Source organism: Streptomyces sp. CCM_MD2014, from assembly GCF_000772045.1.
GTDB lineage: Bacteria > Actinomycetota > Actinomycetes > Streptomycetales > Streptomycetaceae > Streptomyces > Streptomyces salinarius.
The window spans coordinates 2,157,373-2,174,320 of sequence record NZ_CP009754.1; the positions used below are offsets into that span (position 1 = coordinate 2,157,373).

At 68.8% G+C, this 16,948-nt stretch carries 10 protein-coding genes; 2 read left to right on the forward strand and 8 right to left on the reverse strand.

Features of this window, described 5'->3' with window-relative positions:
* Window positions 1-89: 89 nt before the first annotated feature.
* Window positions 90-2,018, reverse strand: coding sequence for a 1-deoxy-D-xylulose-5-phosphate synthase (gene dxs, locus NI25_RS09365; protein WP_061442013.1), 1,929 nt, complete (start codon window positions 2,016-2,018; stop codon window positions 90-92).
* A gap of 428 nt (window positions 2,019-2,446) precedes the next feature.
* On the opposite strand from dxs, the gene NI25_RS09370 reads away from it, so the two are divergent.
* The gene (locus NI25_RS09370) at window positions 2,447-3,970 is read left to right on the forward strand and encodes a glycosyl hydrolase family 18 protein (RefSeq protein ID WP_061442014.1); all 1,524 of its coding nucleotides are present in this window, start codon (window positions 2,447-2,449) and stop codon (window positions 3,968-3,970) included.
* Between the two features lie 96 nt (window positions 3,971-4,066).
* On the opposite strand, the gene NI25_RS09375 is transcribed toward NI25_RS09370, so the two are convergent.
* From NI25_RS09375 to ngcE, 7 genes are all read right to left on the reverse strand, one after another.
* Complete coding sequence (locus tag NI25_RS09375) at window positions 4,067-5,359, reverse strand: sugar ABC transporter permease (RefSeq protein WP_061442015.1); 1,293 nt, start codon at window positions 5,357-5,359, stop codon at window positions 4,067-4,069.
* The gene (locus NI25_RS09380) at window positions 5,356-6,147 is read right to left on the reverse strand and encodes an ATP-binding cassette domain-containing protein (protein WP_061442016.1); all 792 of its coding nucleotides are present in this window, start codon (window positions 6,145-6,147) and stop codon (window positions 5,356-5,358) included. Before NI25_RS09380 ends, NI25_RS09375 begins: the two co-directional genes overlap by 4 nt.
* A 164-nt stretch (window positions 6,148-6,311) precedes the next feature.
* Window positions 6,312-7,415, reverse strand: coding sequence for a sugar ABC transporter substrate-binding protein (locus tag NI25_RS09385; RefSeq protein WP_061442017.1), 1,104 nt, complete (start codon window positions 7,413-7,415; stop codon window positions 6,312-6,314).
* Window positions 7,416-7,548: 133 nt separating this feature from the next.
* Window positions 7,549-8,760 carry an ROK family transcriptional regulator gene (locus NI25_RS09390; protein ID WP_061442018.1) on the reverse strand — a complete coding sequence of 404 codons (1,212 nt, stop codon included), beginning with the start codon at window positions 8,758-8,760 and terminating at the stop codon, window positions 7,549-7,551.
* 215 nt (window positions 8,761-8,975) lie between these two features.
* Window positions 8,976-9,899, reverse strand: a complete 924-nt coding sequence (locus NI25_RS09395) for a carbohydrate ABC transporter permease (RefSeq protein WP_061442019.1) — start codon at window positions 9,897-9,899, stop codon at window positions 8,976-8,978.
* Window positions 9,900-9,902: 3 nt separating this feature from the next.
* A complete protein-coding gene (locus tag NI25_RS09400) occupies window positions 9,903-10,829 on the reverse strand; it encodes a carbohydrate ABC transporter permease (RefSeq protein ID WP_061442020.1) in 927 nt (308 codons plus the stop codon).
* A gap of 85 nt (window positions 10,830-10,914) precedes the next feature.
* Window positions 10,915-12,363 carry an N-acetylglucosamine/diacetylchitobiose ABC transporter substrate-binding protein gene (gene ngcE, locus NI25_RS09405; RefSeq protein WP_061442021.1) on the reverse strand — a complete coding sequence of 483 codons (1,449 nt, stop codon included), beginning with the start codon at window positions 12,361-12,363 and terminating at the stop codon, window positions 10,915-10,917.
* A gap of 446 nt (window positions 12,364-12,809) precedes the next feature.
* Between ngcE and NI25_RS09410 the strand changes: the two genes are divergently transcribed.
* Window positions 12,810-16,616 carry a GH92 family glycosyl hydrolase gene (locus tag NI25_RS09410; RefSeq protein WP_061442022.1) on the forward strand — a complete coding sequence of 1,269 codons (3,807 nt, stop codon included), beginning with the start codon at window positions 12,810-12,812 and terminating at the stop codon, window positions 16,614-16,616.
* Window positions 16,617-16,948 lie beyond the last annotated feature (332 nt).

The following is a 16,948-nucleotide window of genomic DNA, read 5'->3' on the forward strand; positions in this document are numbered from 1 at the left end:
CCCGGCGTGGGCGATTTCACGCGGATGGGCCGGTTGCACCACTGCAACGAGTGGTGCCACCGGCCCATCCGGAGGACTGCGCAGGCGCGTCAGTCGCGCGCGGCCTCCACCTGGTCCACTCCGGCGCCCGTGCGGTCGTACCGGCCGTCGAGCTTGGCGACCAGGCCGGTGACCTGGCGCGCGATGTCGGGCGCGGTGAGCCCGATCTCGGCCAGGACCTCGGCGCGGGAGGCGTGGTCGAGGAAGCGGGGCGGGATGCCGAAGTCGCGCAGCGGCACGTCGACGCCGGCGTCGCGCAGGGCCTGGGCGACGGCGGAGCCGACGCCGCCGACGCGGGAGTTGTCCTCGACGGTGACGACCACGCGGTGGCGCTCGGCGAGCGGTGCCATGGCCTCGTCGACGGGCTTGACCCAGCGGGGGTCGACGACGGTGGTGGAGATGCCCTGCTTGTTCAGCAGGTCGGCGACCTCCAGGCACATCGGCGCGAGGGCGCCGACGGAGACCAGGAGCACGTCGGGGGTCTCGGTGCCGGGGGCGCGCAGCACGTCCATGCCGCCGACGCGGCCGACGGCGGGTACGGCGGGGCCGACGGCGCCCTTGGAGAAGCGGACCACGGTCGGCGCGTCGTCCACCTCGACGGCCTCGCGGAGCTGGGCGCGGACCTGGTCGGCGTCGCGCGGGGCGGCCAGGCGCAGGCCGGGGACGACCTGGAGGATCGACATGTCCCACATGCCGTTGTGGGAGGCGCCGTCGGTGCCGGTGACGCCGGCCCGGTCCAGGACGAAGGTCACGCCGCACTTGTGCAGGGCGACGTCCATGAGGACCTGGTCGAAGGCGCGGTTGAGGAAGGTGGCGTAGACGGCGAAGACCGGGTGGACGCCGCCGTGGGCGAGGCCGGCCGCGGAGACGGCCCCGTGCTGCTCGGCGATGCCGACGTCGTAGACGCGGTCGGGGAAGGCCTTGGCGAACTTGTCGAGGCCGACCGGTTGGAGCATGGCGGCCGTGATGGCGACCACGTCCTCGCGCTCCTTGCCGAGCTTGAGCATCTCGTCGCCGAAGACGGACGTCCAGTCGGCGCCGGAGGTGGAGATGGGCAGGCCGGTGTCGGGGTGGATCTTGCCGACGGCGTGGAAGCGGTCGGCCTCGTCCTGGAGGGCGGGCTGGTAGCCGCGGCCCTTCTCGGTGAGGCAGTGCACGATGACCGGGCCGCCGAAGCGCTTGGCGCGGGTGAGCGCGGATTCCAGGGCCTCGAGGTCGTGGCCGTCGATCGGGCCGACGTACTTGAGGCCGAGGTCCTCGAACATGCCCTGCGGGGCGATGAAGTCCTTCAGGCCCTTCTTGGCGCCGTGCAGGGTGTCGTAGAGCGGGCGGCCGACGACCGGGGTGCGCTCCAGGACCTCCTTGGTGCGGGCCAGGAAGCGCTCGTAGCCGTCGGTGGTGCGCAGGGTCGCCAGGTGGTTGGCGAGGCCGCCGATGGTCGGGGCGTAGGAGCGCTCGTTGTCGTTGACGACGATGACCAGGGGGCGGTCCTTGGCGGCGGCGATGTTGTTCAGCGCCTCCCAGGCCATGCCGCCGGTGAGGGCACCGTCGCCGATGACGGCGACGACGTGGTCGTCGCGGTCGAGGACCTGGTTGGCCTTGGCGATGCCGTCGGCCCAGCCGAGGACGGTGGAGGCGTGGCTGTTCTCGATGACGTCGTGCTCGGACTCGGCCTGCGAGGGGTAGCCGGACAGGCCGCCCTTCATCTTGAGCCTGGAGAAGTCCTGGCGGCCGGTGAGCAGCTTGTGCACGTAGGACTGGTGGCCCGTGTCCCAGAGCACCTTGTCCTTCGGCGAGTCGAAGACCCGGTGCAGGGCGAGGGTGAGTTCCACCACGCCGAGGTTGGGGCCGAGGTGGCCGCCGGTCTTGGAGACGGCGTCGACGAGGAAGGTACGGATCTCCTCGGCCAGCTGAGTCAGCTCTTCCAGGCTGAGCCGGTCCAGATCGCGCGGTCCCGTGATGCGGGTCAGCAGCGGCACCCGTGCCTCCTTGCAGTAGAGCTGTTGCCGGGCTCGTCGAGTCTAATGTTCCGCTCCGGCGGAACGTGTCCGGGCGGTGCGTCGTACGTCACGCGTTCGGCCTTACCCAGGGGCGGGCCGTTCTACGTCTTTCCGGTCCGGGTCTTCCCCGTTTGCGTCCTCCGCGCCTTCCCCTCCGCCTCCCCGGGTCTTTCCCGGGTGCGCCGCCGATCACGTCGCCTCCGGCTTGGGGACACCTTTACCCGGGTGGTCCAGTTCCCCGGGCGCGCGGTGTCCAGGCCCGGCGACGCCCGGCCCGGCCAATTGGTCTAGTCCCATTCTGGTCCAGACCATTGCGGCCCCCGGTGCTCCGACGATATCCCCGTACCCGGCAACACCCCAGCACAGCACGGGAATCGACGTTCCACCCCACACACACCGGGACTGACATGAGACGCATGCGTTCCATCCGGGCGGCCCTCACCGCGGCCGCCACCACCGTGGCCGCGGTGGGCCTCGCGCTGACCGGCACCGGCGCGGCCCAGGCGGCGACCCCGCTGCCGGACCGGGTCTTCGCCCCGTACTTCGAGGCCTGGACCGGCGAGAGCCCGGCCGCGCTGTCCGCCCAGTCGGGTGCCAAGCACCTGACGATGGCCTTCCTCCAGACGGCGACCGCGGGCTCGTGCACGCCGTACTGGAACGGCGACACCTCGATGCCGATCGCGCAGTCGACCTTCGGCGCCGACGTCGACACCATCCAGGCGAACGGCGGGGACGTCATCCCCTCGTTCGGCGGCTACACGGCCGACACCACCGGCACCGAGATCGCCGACAGCTGCACCGACGTCCAGCAGATCGCCGCGGCCTACGAGAAGGTCATCACGACCTACGACGTCACCCGGCTCGACATGGACATCGAGATCGACTCGCTGGACAACACCGCGGGCATCGACCGCCGCAACAAGGCGATCAAGCTGGTCCAGGACTGGGCCGCGGCGAACGGCCGGGACATCGAGATCTCCTACACGCTGCCCACGACCACCCGCGGCCTCGCGAGCAACGGCGTCGCCCTGCTCGAGAACGCCGTGAAGAACGGCACCGAGGTCGACGTCGTGAACCTCATGACGTTCGACTACTACGACAACCAGCCGCACGACATGGCCAAGGACACCCAGACGGCCACCCAGGGCCTGCACGACGTGCTGGCCCGGCTCTACCCGGACAAGTCCTCGGCCGACCTGTGGCACATGATCGGCGTCATCGAGATGATCGGCGTCGACGACTTCGGACCGGCGGAGACCTTCACCCTGGACAACGCCCGCACGGTCTACGACTGGGCCGTGAAGCAGGGAATCAACACGCTGTCCTTCTGGGCGCTGCAGCGGGACAACGGCAGCTGTGCGGGCGGCGGCGCGGCCGACAACTGCTCGGGCATCCAGCAGAACACCTGGGACTTCTCGCACATCTTCGCGCCCTTCACCAGCGGCAGCACCGCCCCGGAGAACGACTTCTCCCTCTCCGCCACCCCGGCCTCGGGCACCGTGACCGCGGGGGCCTCGGCCACCACCACCGTGAAGACCGCGGTGACGTCGGGCACGGCGGAGACGGTGCAGCTCAAGGCGAGCGGGGTCCCGGCGGGCGTCACCGCGTCCTTCAGCCCCGCCTCGGTCACCGCGGGCGGCCAGTCGACGCTCACCCTCGCCAGCACCGACCGGGCGGTCTCGGGCACCTACTCCGTCACCGCCACCGGCACCAGCCCGTCGGGCAGCCACAGCACCACGTACTCCCTGACCGTCACCGGCGGTGACGGCAACCAGTGCACGGCCGCCCCGTGGGACTCGGGCGCGATCTACACCGGCGGGCAGCAGGTCTCCCACGAGGGTCACACCTGGAAGGCCAAGTGGTGGACGACCGGCGAGGAGCCCGGGACCACCGGCCAGTGGGGCGTCTGGCAGGACCTCGGCGCCTGCTGACGACGAGCAGGTCCCACCGACGCGACACAGCGGTCCGCCCGCCGGCCCAGGGCTCAGCTGGGCGGGCGGGCGGACCGTCGTCGGCCGTGCGGGACGCTATGCGCGGCCGGCCGTCTTCTGCGTCTTGCGGGTGACCGCGTCGATGACGACGGTCGCCAGCAGGACGCCACCGGTGATCATGTACTGGACCGGCGAGGCGACGCCCTCCAGGGCGAGGCCGTACTGGATCGAGACGATGACCATCACACCGAGCAGCGCGTCCCAGGTGCGGCCGCGGCCGCCGAACAGGGACGTGCCGCCGATCACGGCCGCGGCGATGACGTTCATCAGGAAGTCACCGGCTCCGGCCCCCTGGTTGGCCGAGGCGATCCGGGAGGCGACGAACAGGCCGCCGATCGCGGCGAAGGTGCCGGCGATCGCGAAGACCGAGATCCGGACCAGCTCCACGTTGATGCCGGCGCGGCGGGAGGCCTCGACGCTGCCGCCGAGCGCGTAGACCTTGCGCCCGTAGGACGTGCGGCGCAGCACGAAGTCCGTGAGCAGCAGGAACACCAGGAAGATGACCACGGCCAGCGGCAGGCCCTTGTACTGGTTGAACACGATCGCCACGACGAAGGCCAGCACGGCCAGGAGCACCGTGCGGACGACGACCTCGTTCAGCGGCCGGGAGGGCAGACCGGCGGCGGCGCGGCGACGGTTGTCGAAGTACGCGGAGAGGAAGTACCCCGCGGTGACGACGACCGCCAGGCCGTAGGCGGCGGCCACGTCGCTGAAGTAGTAGCTGGTCAGCTTGACGACCAGACCGTCGGCGGGCAGGTTGATCGTGCCGTTGCTGCCCAGGACCTGGAGCATGAAGCCCTGCCAGAACAGCAGTCCGGCAAGCGTCACGGCGAAGGCGGGGACGCCGATCCGGGCGAAGAAGAAGCCGTGGACCGCGCCGGCGACGGTGCCGGTGAGAATGGCCAGGACCAGGGCCAGGACCTCGTTCATCCCGTGGGTGACGCTCAGCACCGCGAAGGTGGCGCCCGCGACACCGCTGACCGAGCCGACCGACAGGTCGATCTCGCCGAGCAGCAGGACGAAGACGATGCCGACGGCGATCAGGCCGGTGCCGACCATGGCGACCGCCATGTTCGTGAAGTTGCCGGCCGTCAGGAAGTTGGAGTTCAGGCTGGTGAAGATGGCCCAGATGATCACCAGGCCGACGACGACCGGTATGGACCCGAGGTCACCGGCCTTCATCTTGCGCTTGAACTCGGAGAGGTAGCCCGCGAAGCCCTGCTCGCGCACCAGCAGCCGCGGGTCGACCGCGGTGGCCGCGCCGGAGGCCGCGGCGGAGTTCTCCACCGTGTGGTCCTTGGCGGGTGTGGAGGTCTTGTCGATGCTCACTTCTTGATCTCCCCATTGGTGCGCGCCGCACGACGGGTCACGGCGTTCTCCGTGGCGCCCGTGATGGCGGAGATGATCTCTTCCTGCGAGGTCGACTTGACCTCGAAGACGCCGTTGTTGCGCCCCAGGCGCAGGACGGCGACCTTGTCGGCGACCGCCTTGACGTCGGCCATGTTGTGGCTGATGAGGATCACGGCGTGGCCGCGCTCCCGCAGCCGCTCCACGAGGTCGAGCACCTGGGCGGTCTGCTCGACGCCGAGGGCGGCGGTGGGCTCGTCGAGGATGACCAGCTTGGGCTCGCCGAGCATGGACCGGGCGATCGCCACGACCTGGCGCTGACCGCCGGAGAGGGAGGCGATCGGGATGCGGACGCTCGGGATGCGGATGGACAGCGTGTCCAGCAGCTCGCGGGAGCGGCGCTCCATCTCCACCTCGTCCAGGACACCGCGCCTGCGGATCTCCCGGCCCAGGAAGAGGTTGCCGACCACGTCGATGTTGTCGCACAGCGCGAGGTCCTGGTAGACGGTCGCGATGCCCAGGTTCTGGGCGTCGTGCGGCTTGTTGATAGTGACGGCCTTGCCGTCCCACTCGATGGCGCCTTCATCGATGGGGTGCACGCCGGCGATCGTCTTGACCAGCGTGGACTTTCCGGCTCCGTTGTCGCCCACCAGGGCGACCACTTCACCGGCGTGGACCTCAAGCTCGACGTCGGTGAGCGCCTGGACGGCACCGAATCGCTTGGAGACCCCGCGCAACGCCAGCACGGGCGTAGCGGACACGTGAACCATCTCCTTCGCCGCCTGACCCGGCGGGAGGTTGTGCAGAAGTATGAGGGGGGTTGTTCCGTCCGGCGCCCCGCGTAGCTTGCGGGGCTGATGAGTGCGGGGCGCCGGAGGAAACCGGGGGCAGCCGGGCCCCGTACGCGCTCACGCGGTACGGGAAGCCGGACCGCTTACTTCAGACCGATCTTGTCGCAGGCGGCCTTGTAGTTGCCCGCGCAGATCTCGTCGAGGGTGTAGAAGCCCTCCTTGATCACGGTCTCCTTGATGTTGTCCTTGGTCAGCGAGACGACCGGGACGAGCACCGAGGGGATGCCCTTGGTGGTGGCGCTGTCGGCCTTGTCCTTCGCGATCGAGTCGAGCGACTCGCCCTTGGCGAGGGCGACGGCCATCTCACCGGCGATCGCGGCCTCCTGCGGGTAGGACTTGTAGACGCTCATGTACTGCTCGCCGGTGATGATCCGCTGCACGCCCGCGAGTTCGGCGTCCTGGCCGGTGACCGGGATGTCGGAGATGCCGGCCGCCTTGAGGGCGGTGATGATGCCGCCCGCCATGCCGTCGTTGGCGGAGTAGACGCCGATGATCTTGTCCTTGCCGATGGCGGAGATCGCGCCCTCCATGTTGGCGTTGGCGTTCTCCGGCTTCCACTCCTTGGTGTCGTACTCGCGGCCGACGTTCACCTTGCCGTCGAGGACGGAGTGGGCGCCCTCCTTGAACTGGGCGGCGTTCGGGTCGGTGGCGGAGCCGTTCATCATGACGATCTGGCCGTCCTTGGCCTTGTCGCCCAGCGCCTTCAGCAGGGCCTCGCCCTGGGTCTTGCCGACCGTGACGTTGTCGAACGAGGTGTAGGCGTCGATCGGGCCCTCGGCCAGGCGGTCGTAGGCGACGACCGGGATGTCGGCCTGCTCCGCCTTGGTGATGGAGCCGGCGATGGCCTTGGAGTCCACCGCGTCCACGATCAGCACGTCGACCTTGTTGGTGATCATCGTGTCGACCTGCTGGGCCTGCAGTGTGGCGTCCTGCTTGGCGTTGGCGTAGACGATCTCGCCCTTGCCGTTCGTCAGCTCCTTGACCTTCTTCTCGATCAAGGGCTTGTCGAACTTCTCGTAGCGAGCGGTCTGGTTCTCCGGAAGGAGGAGCCCGACCTTGATGGCGTCGCCCTTCTTGGCCGCCGAGTCCGACGAGTCGCTGCCGCCGTCGGCCTCCTTGGCGCTGCCACAGGCGGCGAGCGAGACGGCCATCGCGGTGGTGGCAACGGCAACGGCGGCACGACGCATACGCGTGTTCACTTCACAAACCTCCCTGACGAGGCCGCGTCGTTGCGGCCGAGGTGGCTGGAAGTCAACTCGGCCACACGTGCGACGTCAAGAAGTAAATCCTTAACGAGATGACAACGGTGCCATCCGTGCTCTAAGTGAAGGCAGGCGTGGCCGTCGGCAGGCCGCCGGTCGCAGATCCGTCCAAAAGGGTCGAATCGCCCATCTCGCTCAGCGCCAGGGCGAGCGCCCCGAGGACCTCCGCGCGGCCCCCGAGAGCCCCCGGAAGTACGGAGAGTTGGCGCGCCGCGCTGGGGATGGCGTAGCGCCCGACGGACTCCCTTATCGGCCCGAGCACCAGCTCGCCGGCCTCGGCGAGATCACCGCCGAGGACGACCCGGCTCGGGTTGAGCAGGTTGCAGAGGTTGGCGACTCCACTGCCGATGTGACGGCCGACGTCGGCGATCACCCGACGGCAACCGGGGTCCCCGTCCCGGGCCAGCCGCACCACGCCCTCCATCGTCAGATCGGTGCCGTGGCTGGGCTGGAGGAGCGGAAGCACATAGCGTGCTGCCGCGAAGGTCTCCAGGCAACCCCGGTTTCCGCACCGGCAGACGGGACCGGCCTCATCGAGGGTGATGTGCCCGATTTCTCCCGCCGTGCCGCCGGGGCCCCGGTAGATCTTCCCGCTGATCACCAGACCGGCGCCGACGCCGCTGGCGACCTTGATGTAGGCCAGGTCCCGCACGCCCCGGCCGCTGCCCCAGACGAGCTCGCCCAGGGCGCCGAGGTTGGCGTCGTTGTCCACGTGCACCGGCACGCCGAGCCGCCCCCGCAGCTCCTCGGCGGGCCGGGTGCCGCCCCAGCCGGGCAGGATGGCCGTCGAGCCCAGGGTCCCGGACTCCACGTCGATCGGCCCGGGTACGCCGAGGCCCACCCCGGCGACCTTGGCCCGGTCCACGCCGGTGGCCGCGATCAACCGGCTGACCAGCTGTTCCGCCCGGTCGAAGCCCTGGGCCGCGGACGCGTCGACGTCCAGGGGCTCGGACTCCTCGGCGAGCACCTGGTGGGCGAGGTTGCCGACGGCGACGCGCAGGTGGGTGTGGCCGAAGTCCACGCCGATGACGATGCCGGCGTCGCCGCTCAGCGAGACGCTGCGGGCCCGCCGGCCGCCCGCGGAGGTGGGCGTGACCTCGACCGTTCCGCCGTCCTTCAGCTCGCGGACGATGTTCGAGACCGTGGCCGCGGACAGGCCCGTCGTCCTCGCGATCTCCGCCTGCGTGAGCGAACCGGCGAGCCGTACCGCCCGTACGACGCGTTCCAGGTTGGCTCGGTGCAGCGACGACTGCGACCCGGGAGTCTCCACGACGACCTCCTGCGCGCGGGGCCGCTTCGATGAGGCCCCTTCCATGTGCAACTAGTGAACCCTAAGCAGAGCCGTTCGGGTCACCTACCGTCAAGAGGTTGAACCGTATCCAGGTATCCCATGCGGGCGGTTCCGCACATACGGGCATGCCGCCCCCTGGGTTCCGGGAGCGGCATGCGGGTGAGGTCTCGGGATTTCCGGGGCCGGGACGGGCGCTACTTCAGCGCACCCGCCGTGAGCCCCTGGACCACCTGGCGCTGGAAGACGATGTACGCGGCCAGCACCGGCAGCATCGCCATGACCAGGCCGGCGAACAGGCCCGACCAGTCGCCCTTGTACCCCTGGCTGACCGCCAGCTGCACCAGGCCCTGGGTGAGGACGTGTTTGTCCGGGTCCGTGTTCAGCACGGTCGGCAGCATGTACTGGTTCCACTGGCCCAGGAAGTTGAAGATCCCCACGCTGATCAGGCCGGGCTTGGCCATCGGCAGCATGACCTGGAAGAACGTCCGGGTGTGCGAGGCCCCGTCCACGAAGGCGGCCTCGGCCACCGAACTCGGCAGGGTTCTGAAGAACCCGGTCAGGAAGAACACCGTGAAGGGCAGCGAATAGGCGATGTAGACCAGGATCAGCCCGTGGATGGTGTTCAGCATTCCCATGTTGTCCACGACGTAGAACAACGGGACCAGGGCGAGCATGATCGGGAAACTCATGCCGGCGATGAACAAGTAATAGATGAACCGGTTGCCGGGAAAGTCGAACCGGGCCAGTACATAGGCCGCCATGGAACCCAGCACGAGCGTGCCGACGAGCGAACCGCCCACCACGAGAACGGTGTTGAGGAAGTAGTCGCTCATGTGCGCCTGGGACCAGGCCCGCGACCAGTTGTCGAAGTTCAGCTTGTCGGGCAGTGACCAGGGCGAGCCGAAGATGGAGGCGTCGTCCTTGAAGGAGGTCATCACCGCCCACACCAGCGGCATGCCGACCATGATCGCCCAGATGACGAGGACGCCGTGGGAGAAGACGTTGAGGGTGGTGCCCTCCTTCTTCCCCTCCTTGAGTCCGCCGGGGGCGGCCTGGGCCTTGATGACGGGCGTGCCGGGCTCGGCGGGCACGGGGGCGGGGGTCTCGGTCGTCTTCATTGATCAGTACTCCAGCCGCTCGCGCCGGCCCAGCCGCATCACGACGGCGGCGAAGGCCAGCGTGACGACGAGGAGGGCGACGCCGATGGTGGTGGCGTAGGCGGCCTGACCGTCACGGAACGCCTTCTGGTACACGTACAGGACCATGACGGTGGTCGAGTAGTCGGGTCCGCCGGGTCCGGTCGTCATGATCTGCACGACCGCGAACGACTCGGCGCCCAGCGCGAGGATGCCCATGTAGACCCAGCCGGACTGCACGGTGTCCCACAGCAGCGGCAGGGTCACCTTGAAGAAGGTGGTGGCGCGGTTCGCCCCGTCCAGCAGCGCGGCCTCGTACAGCTCCGCCGGGATGGAGGCCATGCCCGCGGAGAAGAGGACCACGAAGAAGCCCACCGTCGACCAGACGAGCACCGCCATCACGCACCACAGGGCGATGTCGGGGTCGCCCAGCCACAGCGGCTGGACGGAGTCCAGGCCGATCCCGCGCAGCAGGGAGTTGATCGCGCCGCTGTCGGGGTTGTAGGCGAACTGGAACAGCAGGGCGACGATCGCGATGGACAGCACCTGCGGGAAGAAGTACACGATCTTGTAGAAGCCGGAGCCGCGCACACCGGTGATCGCCGGGCCGCCGCGGCGGCGCCGTCCGCCCACGTTGATCATGAAGGCGAAGAAGAGCGCCAGGCTGAGTGTCACCAGCGGCACCAACAGCGCGAACATCACGCTGTGCTGCAACGACTTCCAGAAGATGGTGTCGTCGAGCATCCGCGAGTAGTTGTCGAAGCCGACCATCTCGAACTCGGGACTCAGCCCCGTCCAGTCCGTGAACGAGTAGTAGATGGACTGGATGAACGGCCAGATGACGAAGAGCGCGTACAGTCCCAGGGGAACCGCCAGGAACCCCACGATGAACCGGTACTTGCCGTGCTGCATTGCTACCGACCCCGATCTGCGCGCGGGTGGCGCCGCCAGGGCCCGCCCGGCGCGGTGGCGCCGGACAGGCCCTGGTGACGCGTCCTCACTGGTGCTTGTAGTGCTTGATCGACGAGTCCTTGGCGGCTTCGTCGGCGTAGCCCTGGATCTTCTTGATGGTCTCGGCCGGGGTCATCCGGCCCGCCATCATCTCGCCCAGGCAGGAGACGCCGATCTTCTCCTTCTGGAGCTGCACGTACCAGTCCTGCATGCGCGGGTTCACGACGTTGTCGCCGGCCAGTTCCAGCGCCGCGACACCGGACTTGAGGCCCGGGGTCAGCTCGATGCCGTCGGTGCCGCCGTTGTAGGCGCTCAGCGACTTCACCTTGCTGGTGAAGTTCTTGGAGGACTCCTCGCTGAGCATGATGCGCAGCTGCTCCATGCCGCCGGCGCCGTTGGCAGCCTTGGCCGGGACGATGAAGGGCTCGCCGCCGGACGCCCAGATGGTGCCGAAGGGCATCTTGTCGCTGTCGTCGATGCCGGGCGGGGCGGAGACGGCGAGGTCGAAGTCGGCGGGGATGACCTTGGCCGACTCGTTCTCCACCCAGGAGCCGTTGGGGATGAACAGGGCGTCGCCCTTGGCCCAGGCGGTCTGCGACTGGATGTGGTCCAGGCCGGGGGTGCCCTTGAGGATGTAGCCCTTCTTGTACAGCTCGTACCAGGCCTCGAAGACCGTCTTGACCGCCGGATGCTTCCATGCGTTCGGCTCGAGGTTGTCGATGGCGTTCAGCACCTCGACGCCGCCGACCTTGGCGATCATCGGGGACATCGAGAAGGGGATGTAGTACGGGTACTTGCCGGCGTAGGTCCAGCCGGCCATGCCCTTCTTCTTGGCCTTGGCGCAGACCGCGAGCATCTCGTCCCAGGTCTTGGGGTACTCCGCGTCCAGGGAGTCCAGGGCCTTCTGGGAGTACCAGTTGCCGTAGACCGTGTAGGCGTAGTACAGGATCCAGACCGGGTCGCCGTCGAACTGGCCCATCTCCACGATGCCGGGGCGCAGCGTGTCGCGGACCTTCTTGTTCGGGTCGTCGTAGGACGGCGCGTCGAGGAGCGGGGTGAGGTCGGCGAGCTGCTTCTTGCCGACCAGGACGCCCATGTCCATCTGCTCGGCGCCGGAGTTGTCGACGAGGTCGGGCGGGTTGCCGCCGTTGAAGCGCGGCTGCAGGGTCGACTGGATCTTCTGGGTGGCGGAGAACTTCACCTCGGCCTTCGGGAAGGCCTTCTCGTACAGCTTCACGGCGTCCTCGGCGTACTCCTTGCCGAAGCCACCGTCGAAGAGGACGAACTCCATCTTGGCGCTCTCGTTGACCGCCAGCGGGTTCTTGGCGGACTTCTCGCCCGCCTCGGCCTTCTTCTGGTCGTCCCCGCCGCCGCTCGCGCAGGCGGACAGGAAGCTCATCGTGGGTACGGAGATCAGGCCGAGCGCGGCGGACCGCTTGATCAGATCGCGGCGGCCGACGCCCCTACCGTTGTTCTCGGCGGAAGTGGATCCCATGCTCAAGTCCTCGCCTTCTCCAGGACTCAGGCGGTGAACCGGATCCTCCCCGGCACCGCGATCGGGTCACGCTGGGTCGTGCTGGTTCGTGCTGGGCCGTACTGGAAACGCGGTTACTGCTGTGCGGTCACGGATGCCGTCACCGCTGTTCGGGCGCTTGGGCGGTTCCTCGTCGCGGTTCCCCCCGTATCCCCCGGTGGCCGACAGGTATAGTCCACTTTCCTTCGGCGGAGCAAGATCGAATGCAAGGTTCCCGGTACGTCTTTTCCGAGTTGAGACCTCCCGGAAATATGAGTGCCCTGTGCGTCGCATGCCGTAGGAATCCCCGCCATAACCCCCGAACGCCACATCCAACACCCTTGACATCACTTGCCACTTGACCCCTACTGGTCCTTGCGCAGTTGAATTGACAACGTTGTCCCCAGCGCTGGGAGGGTGGCCAGGACATGCAGTACAGAGTTCGGCACAGATGGGGTCCGGCGGTCGTTACGGCGACCGCCTTCGCCTTGGCCGTGGGTTCTCAGGGGGCGGCGGTCGCCCTGCCCGGCGCGCCCGTAAAGGCCGACCGGGAGTTCGCGTCGTCCTTCGAGAAGGGCGACCCGGCTCCGGACTGGACCGACACCGTGGACACCGGCGCGGACGGCCGCAAGCGGGCTTCCGGCGTGGACGGCGGGTTCAGCACCGGCATACCGGGCAACGTCACGGAGAACGTCACCGGGGTGCGGGCCAGCGCCGAGAACACGGGCGGCGGGGAGGTGAAGGAGAACCTCGTCGACAACGAGCCGGGCACCAAGTGGCTGACCTTCGCCCCGACCGGCTGGCTCGAGTTCGACCTGGACTCCCCGCAGAAGATCGCCAAGTACGCGCTCACCTCGGCCAACGACCACGACGAGCGCGACCCGGTGGACTGGACGCTGAAGGGCTCGGCGGACGGCGAGAACTGGCAGACCGTGGACACCCGCTCCGGGGAGAGCTTCGGCGAGCGCTTCCAGACGAAGACGTACGAGCTGGACGGGACCGCCGAATTCCAGCACTTCCGGCTGGAGATCACCAAGAACAACGGCGCCGGCGACGCCCTCCAGCTCGCCGACGTGCAGCTCGCCACCGGCGACACCGAGGTCCCCACCCCCGAGGACATGCTCTCCTCGGTCGACGACGGCCCGGCGGGCTCGCCCACCGCGAAGGCGAACGCGGGCTTCACCGGCACGCACGCGCTGCGCTACGCGGGCCGCCACACGGCGGACGGCCGGGCCTACTCGTACAACAAGGTCTTCGACGTCGACGTCAAGGTCGACCGGCGCACCGAGCTGTCGTACAAGATCTTCCCGTCCATGGCGGACGGCGACCTCGACTACGACGCCACGAACGTCTCCGTCGACCTCGCCTTCACCGACGGCACCTACCTGAGCGACCTCAAGGCCACCGACCAGCACGGGTTCCCGCTGACGCCGCGCGGTCAGGGCGACGCCAAGATCCTCTACGTGAACCAGTGGAACAGCGTCGAGTCGGGCATCGGCACGGTCGCGGCCGGCAAGACGGTCGACCGGATCCTGGTCGCCTACGACTCCCCCAAGGGCCCGGCTAAGTTCCGGGGCTGGCTGGACGACGTGGAGATCAAGCGCGCCGAGCCCGAGCGTCCCAAGGCCCACCTGTCCGACTACGCGCTCACCACCCGCGGCACCAACTCCAGCGGCAGCTTCTCGCGCGGCAACAACTTCCCCGCGACCGCCGTGCCGCACGGCTTCAACTTCTGGACGCCGGTGACCAACGCCGGTTCGCTCAGCTGGCTCTACGAGTACGCGCGCGGCAACAACGACGCCAACCTGCCCACCCTGCAGGCGTTCGGCGCGAGCCACGAGCCGAGCCCCTGGATGGGCGACCGGCAGACCTTCCAGGTGATGCCCTCGGCCGCCTCCGGCACCCCGGACACCGGCCGCGACGCCCGCGAGCTGGCCTTCCGGCACGAGAACGAGACGGCCAGGCCCTACTACTACGGCGTACGGTTCGAGAACGGCCTCAAGGCCGAGATGACGCCGACCGACCACGCGGCGATGATGCGCTTCACCTACCCCGGTGACGACGCGAGCGTGATCTTCGACAACGTGGAGAACAGCGCCGGCCTGACCCTGGACAAGGAGAACGGCACCTTCTCCGGCTACTCGGACGTCAAGTCCGGGCTCTCCACCGGCGCCACCCGCCTCTTCGTGTACGGCGAGTTCGACAGCAAGGTGACCGGCGGCGACTCCAACGGCGTCAAGGGCCACCTGCGCTTCGACGCCGGCCGGGACCGCACCGTGACGCTGCGCATCGCGACCTCGCTGATCGGCGTGGACCAGGCGAAGGACAACCTGCGCCAGGAGATCCCGAAGCGCGCCTCCTTCGACAAGGTCAAGCGCGCCGCCCAGAAGCAGTGGGACCGGATCCTCGGCAAGGTCGAGGTCGAGGGCGCCACGCGGGACCAGCTGACCACGCTGTACTCCAGCCTCTACCGCCTGTACCTGTACCCGAACGCGGGCCACGAGAAGGTCGACGGGAAGTACAGGTACGCCTCCCCGTTCTCCAAGGCGGTCAAGGAGGACACGCCGACCGAGACCGGCTCGAAGATCGTGGACGGCAAGGTCTACGTCAACAACGGCTTCTGGGACACGTACCGGACCACCTGGCCCGCGTACTCCTTCCTCACCCCCTCCCAGGCCGGTGAGCTGGTCGACGGCTTCGTGCAGCACTACAAGGACGGCGGCTGGACCTCGCGCTGGTCCTCCCCCGGCTACGCGGACCTGATGACCGGCACCTCCTCCGACGTGGCCTTCGCCGACGCCTACGTCAAGGGCGTCGACTTCGACGCGAAGGCGGCGTACGACGCGGCCCTCAAGAACGCCACCGTCGTGCCCCCGTCCTCCGGTGTGGGCCGCAAGGGCATGGAGACCTCGCCCTTCCTCGGTTACACCGGCACCGAGACCCACGAGGGCCTGTCGTGGGCGCTGGAGGGCTACCTCAACGACTACGGCATCGCCAAGATGGGCGAGAAGCTCTACAAGGAGACCGGCGAGAAGCACTACAAGGAGGAGTCCGCCTACTTCCTCAACCGCGCCCAGGACTACGTCAACCTCTTCGACGCGAAGGCCGGCTTCTTCCAGGGCAAGGACGCCGAGGGCAACTGGCGCGTGGACTCCGAGAAGTACGACCCGCGCGTGTGGGGCTACGACTACACGGAGACCAACGGCTGGGGCTACGCCTTCACCGCCCCGCAGGACAGCCGGGGCCTCGCCAACCTGTACGGCGGACGCAAGGGCCTCGGCGACAAGCTCGACGAGTACCTGTCGACCCCGGAGACGGCCTCCCCCGAGCTGAAGGGCTCCTACGGCGGGGTCATCCACGAGATGGTCGAGGCGCGCGACGTCCGCATGGGCATGTACGGGCACTCCAACCAGGTCGCCCACCACGCCCTGTACATGTACGACGCGGCCGGGCAGCCGTACAAGACGCAGAAGAACATCCGCGAGGTGCTCCAGCGGCTGTACACCGGCAGCGACATCGGCCAGGGCTACCACGGGGACGAGGACAACGGCGAGCAGTCGGCCTGGTTCCTCTTCTCCTCGCTCGGCTTCTACCCGCTGGTGATGGGCAGCGGCGAGTACGCCGTCGGGTCCCCCCTGTTCACGAAGGCCACGGTGCACCTGGAGAACGGCCGCGAGCTGGTCGTCAAGGCGCCGAAGAACAGCACGAAGAACGTCTACGTGCAGGGTCTGAAGGTCAACGGCAAGCGCTGGAACTCCACTTCGCTCCCCCACTCGCTGCTCGCCAAGGGCGGCGTGCTGGAGTTCGACATGGGCGCCAAGCCGTCCTCGTGGGGCACCGGGGAGAACGCCGCGCCGCCGTCGATCACCGAGGACGACGAGGTGGCGACGCCGCGCGCCGACGCGATCACGGGTGAGGGTGCCCTGTTCGACAACACGTCGGGGACGGACGCGAGCGTGACGTCCGTGGACCTGCCCGTGCCCGGCAAGGGCGCCGAGGCGGTCCAGTACACACTCACCTCGTCGGCGGACCGCACCAAGGCCCCGACCGGCTGGAAGCTCCAGGGCTCGGCCGACGGCACCACCTGGAAGACGCTGGACGAGCGCTCGGGCGAGTCCTTCGCCTGGGACCGGCAGACGCGGGCGTTCTCGGTGAAGTCGCCGGGCTCGTACGCCGAGTACCGGCTCGTCCTGGACGGCGAGCACACGCTGGCGGAGGTGGAGCTGCTGGCGTAGGCGCGGTACGCGCGGGACGGGCGGCGGGTTCGGGCTTCGGCCGGAACCCGCCGCTCGCTCGTGCCGGCCCATTCCCCCTGGGCGTGCACGTGGCACAGAACGCACGGGCACGGTCGGCGGCCGCCGAGACCGCGTCACGCATCGTCAGGGGAACGCTGTGCGGCCATCCGTCGGCAAACGCGTCACCGGCGGGGCGGTCGCCTGACGGCACGGGCGATGCCCTCGGCCACGACCGCGTGCGGTCGTACGGCAGGCGGCTCGCGGCCTGCGGGATCAACGCGCTCTGCGTCAACACGTCAACGTCCACGAGACCGAGGCGCATCTGCTCACCG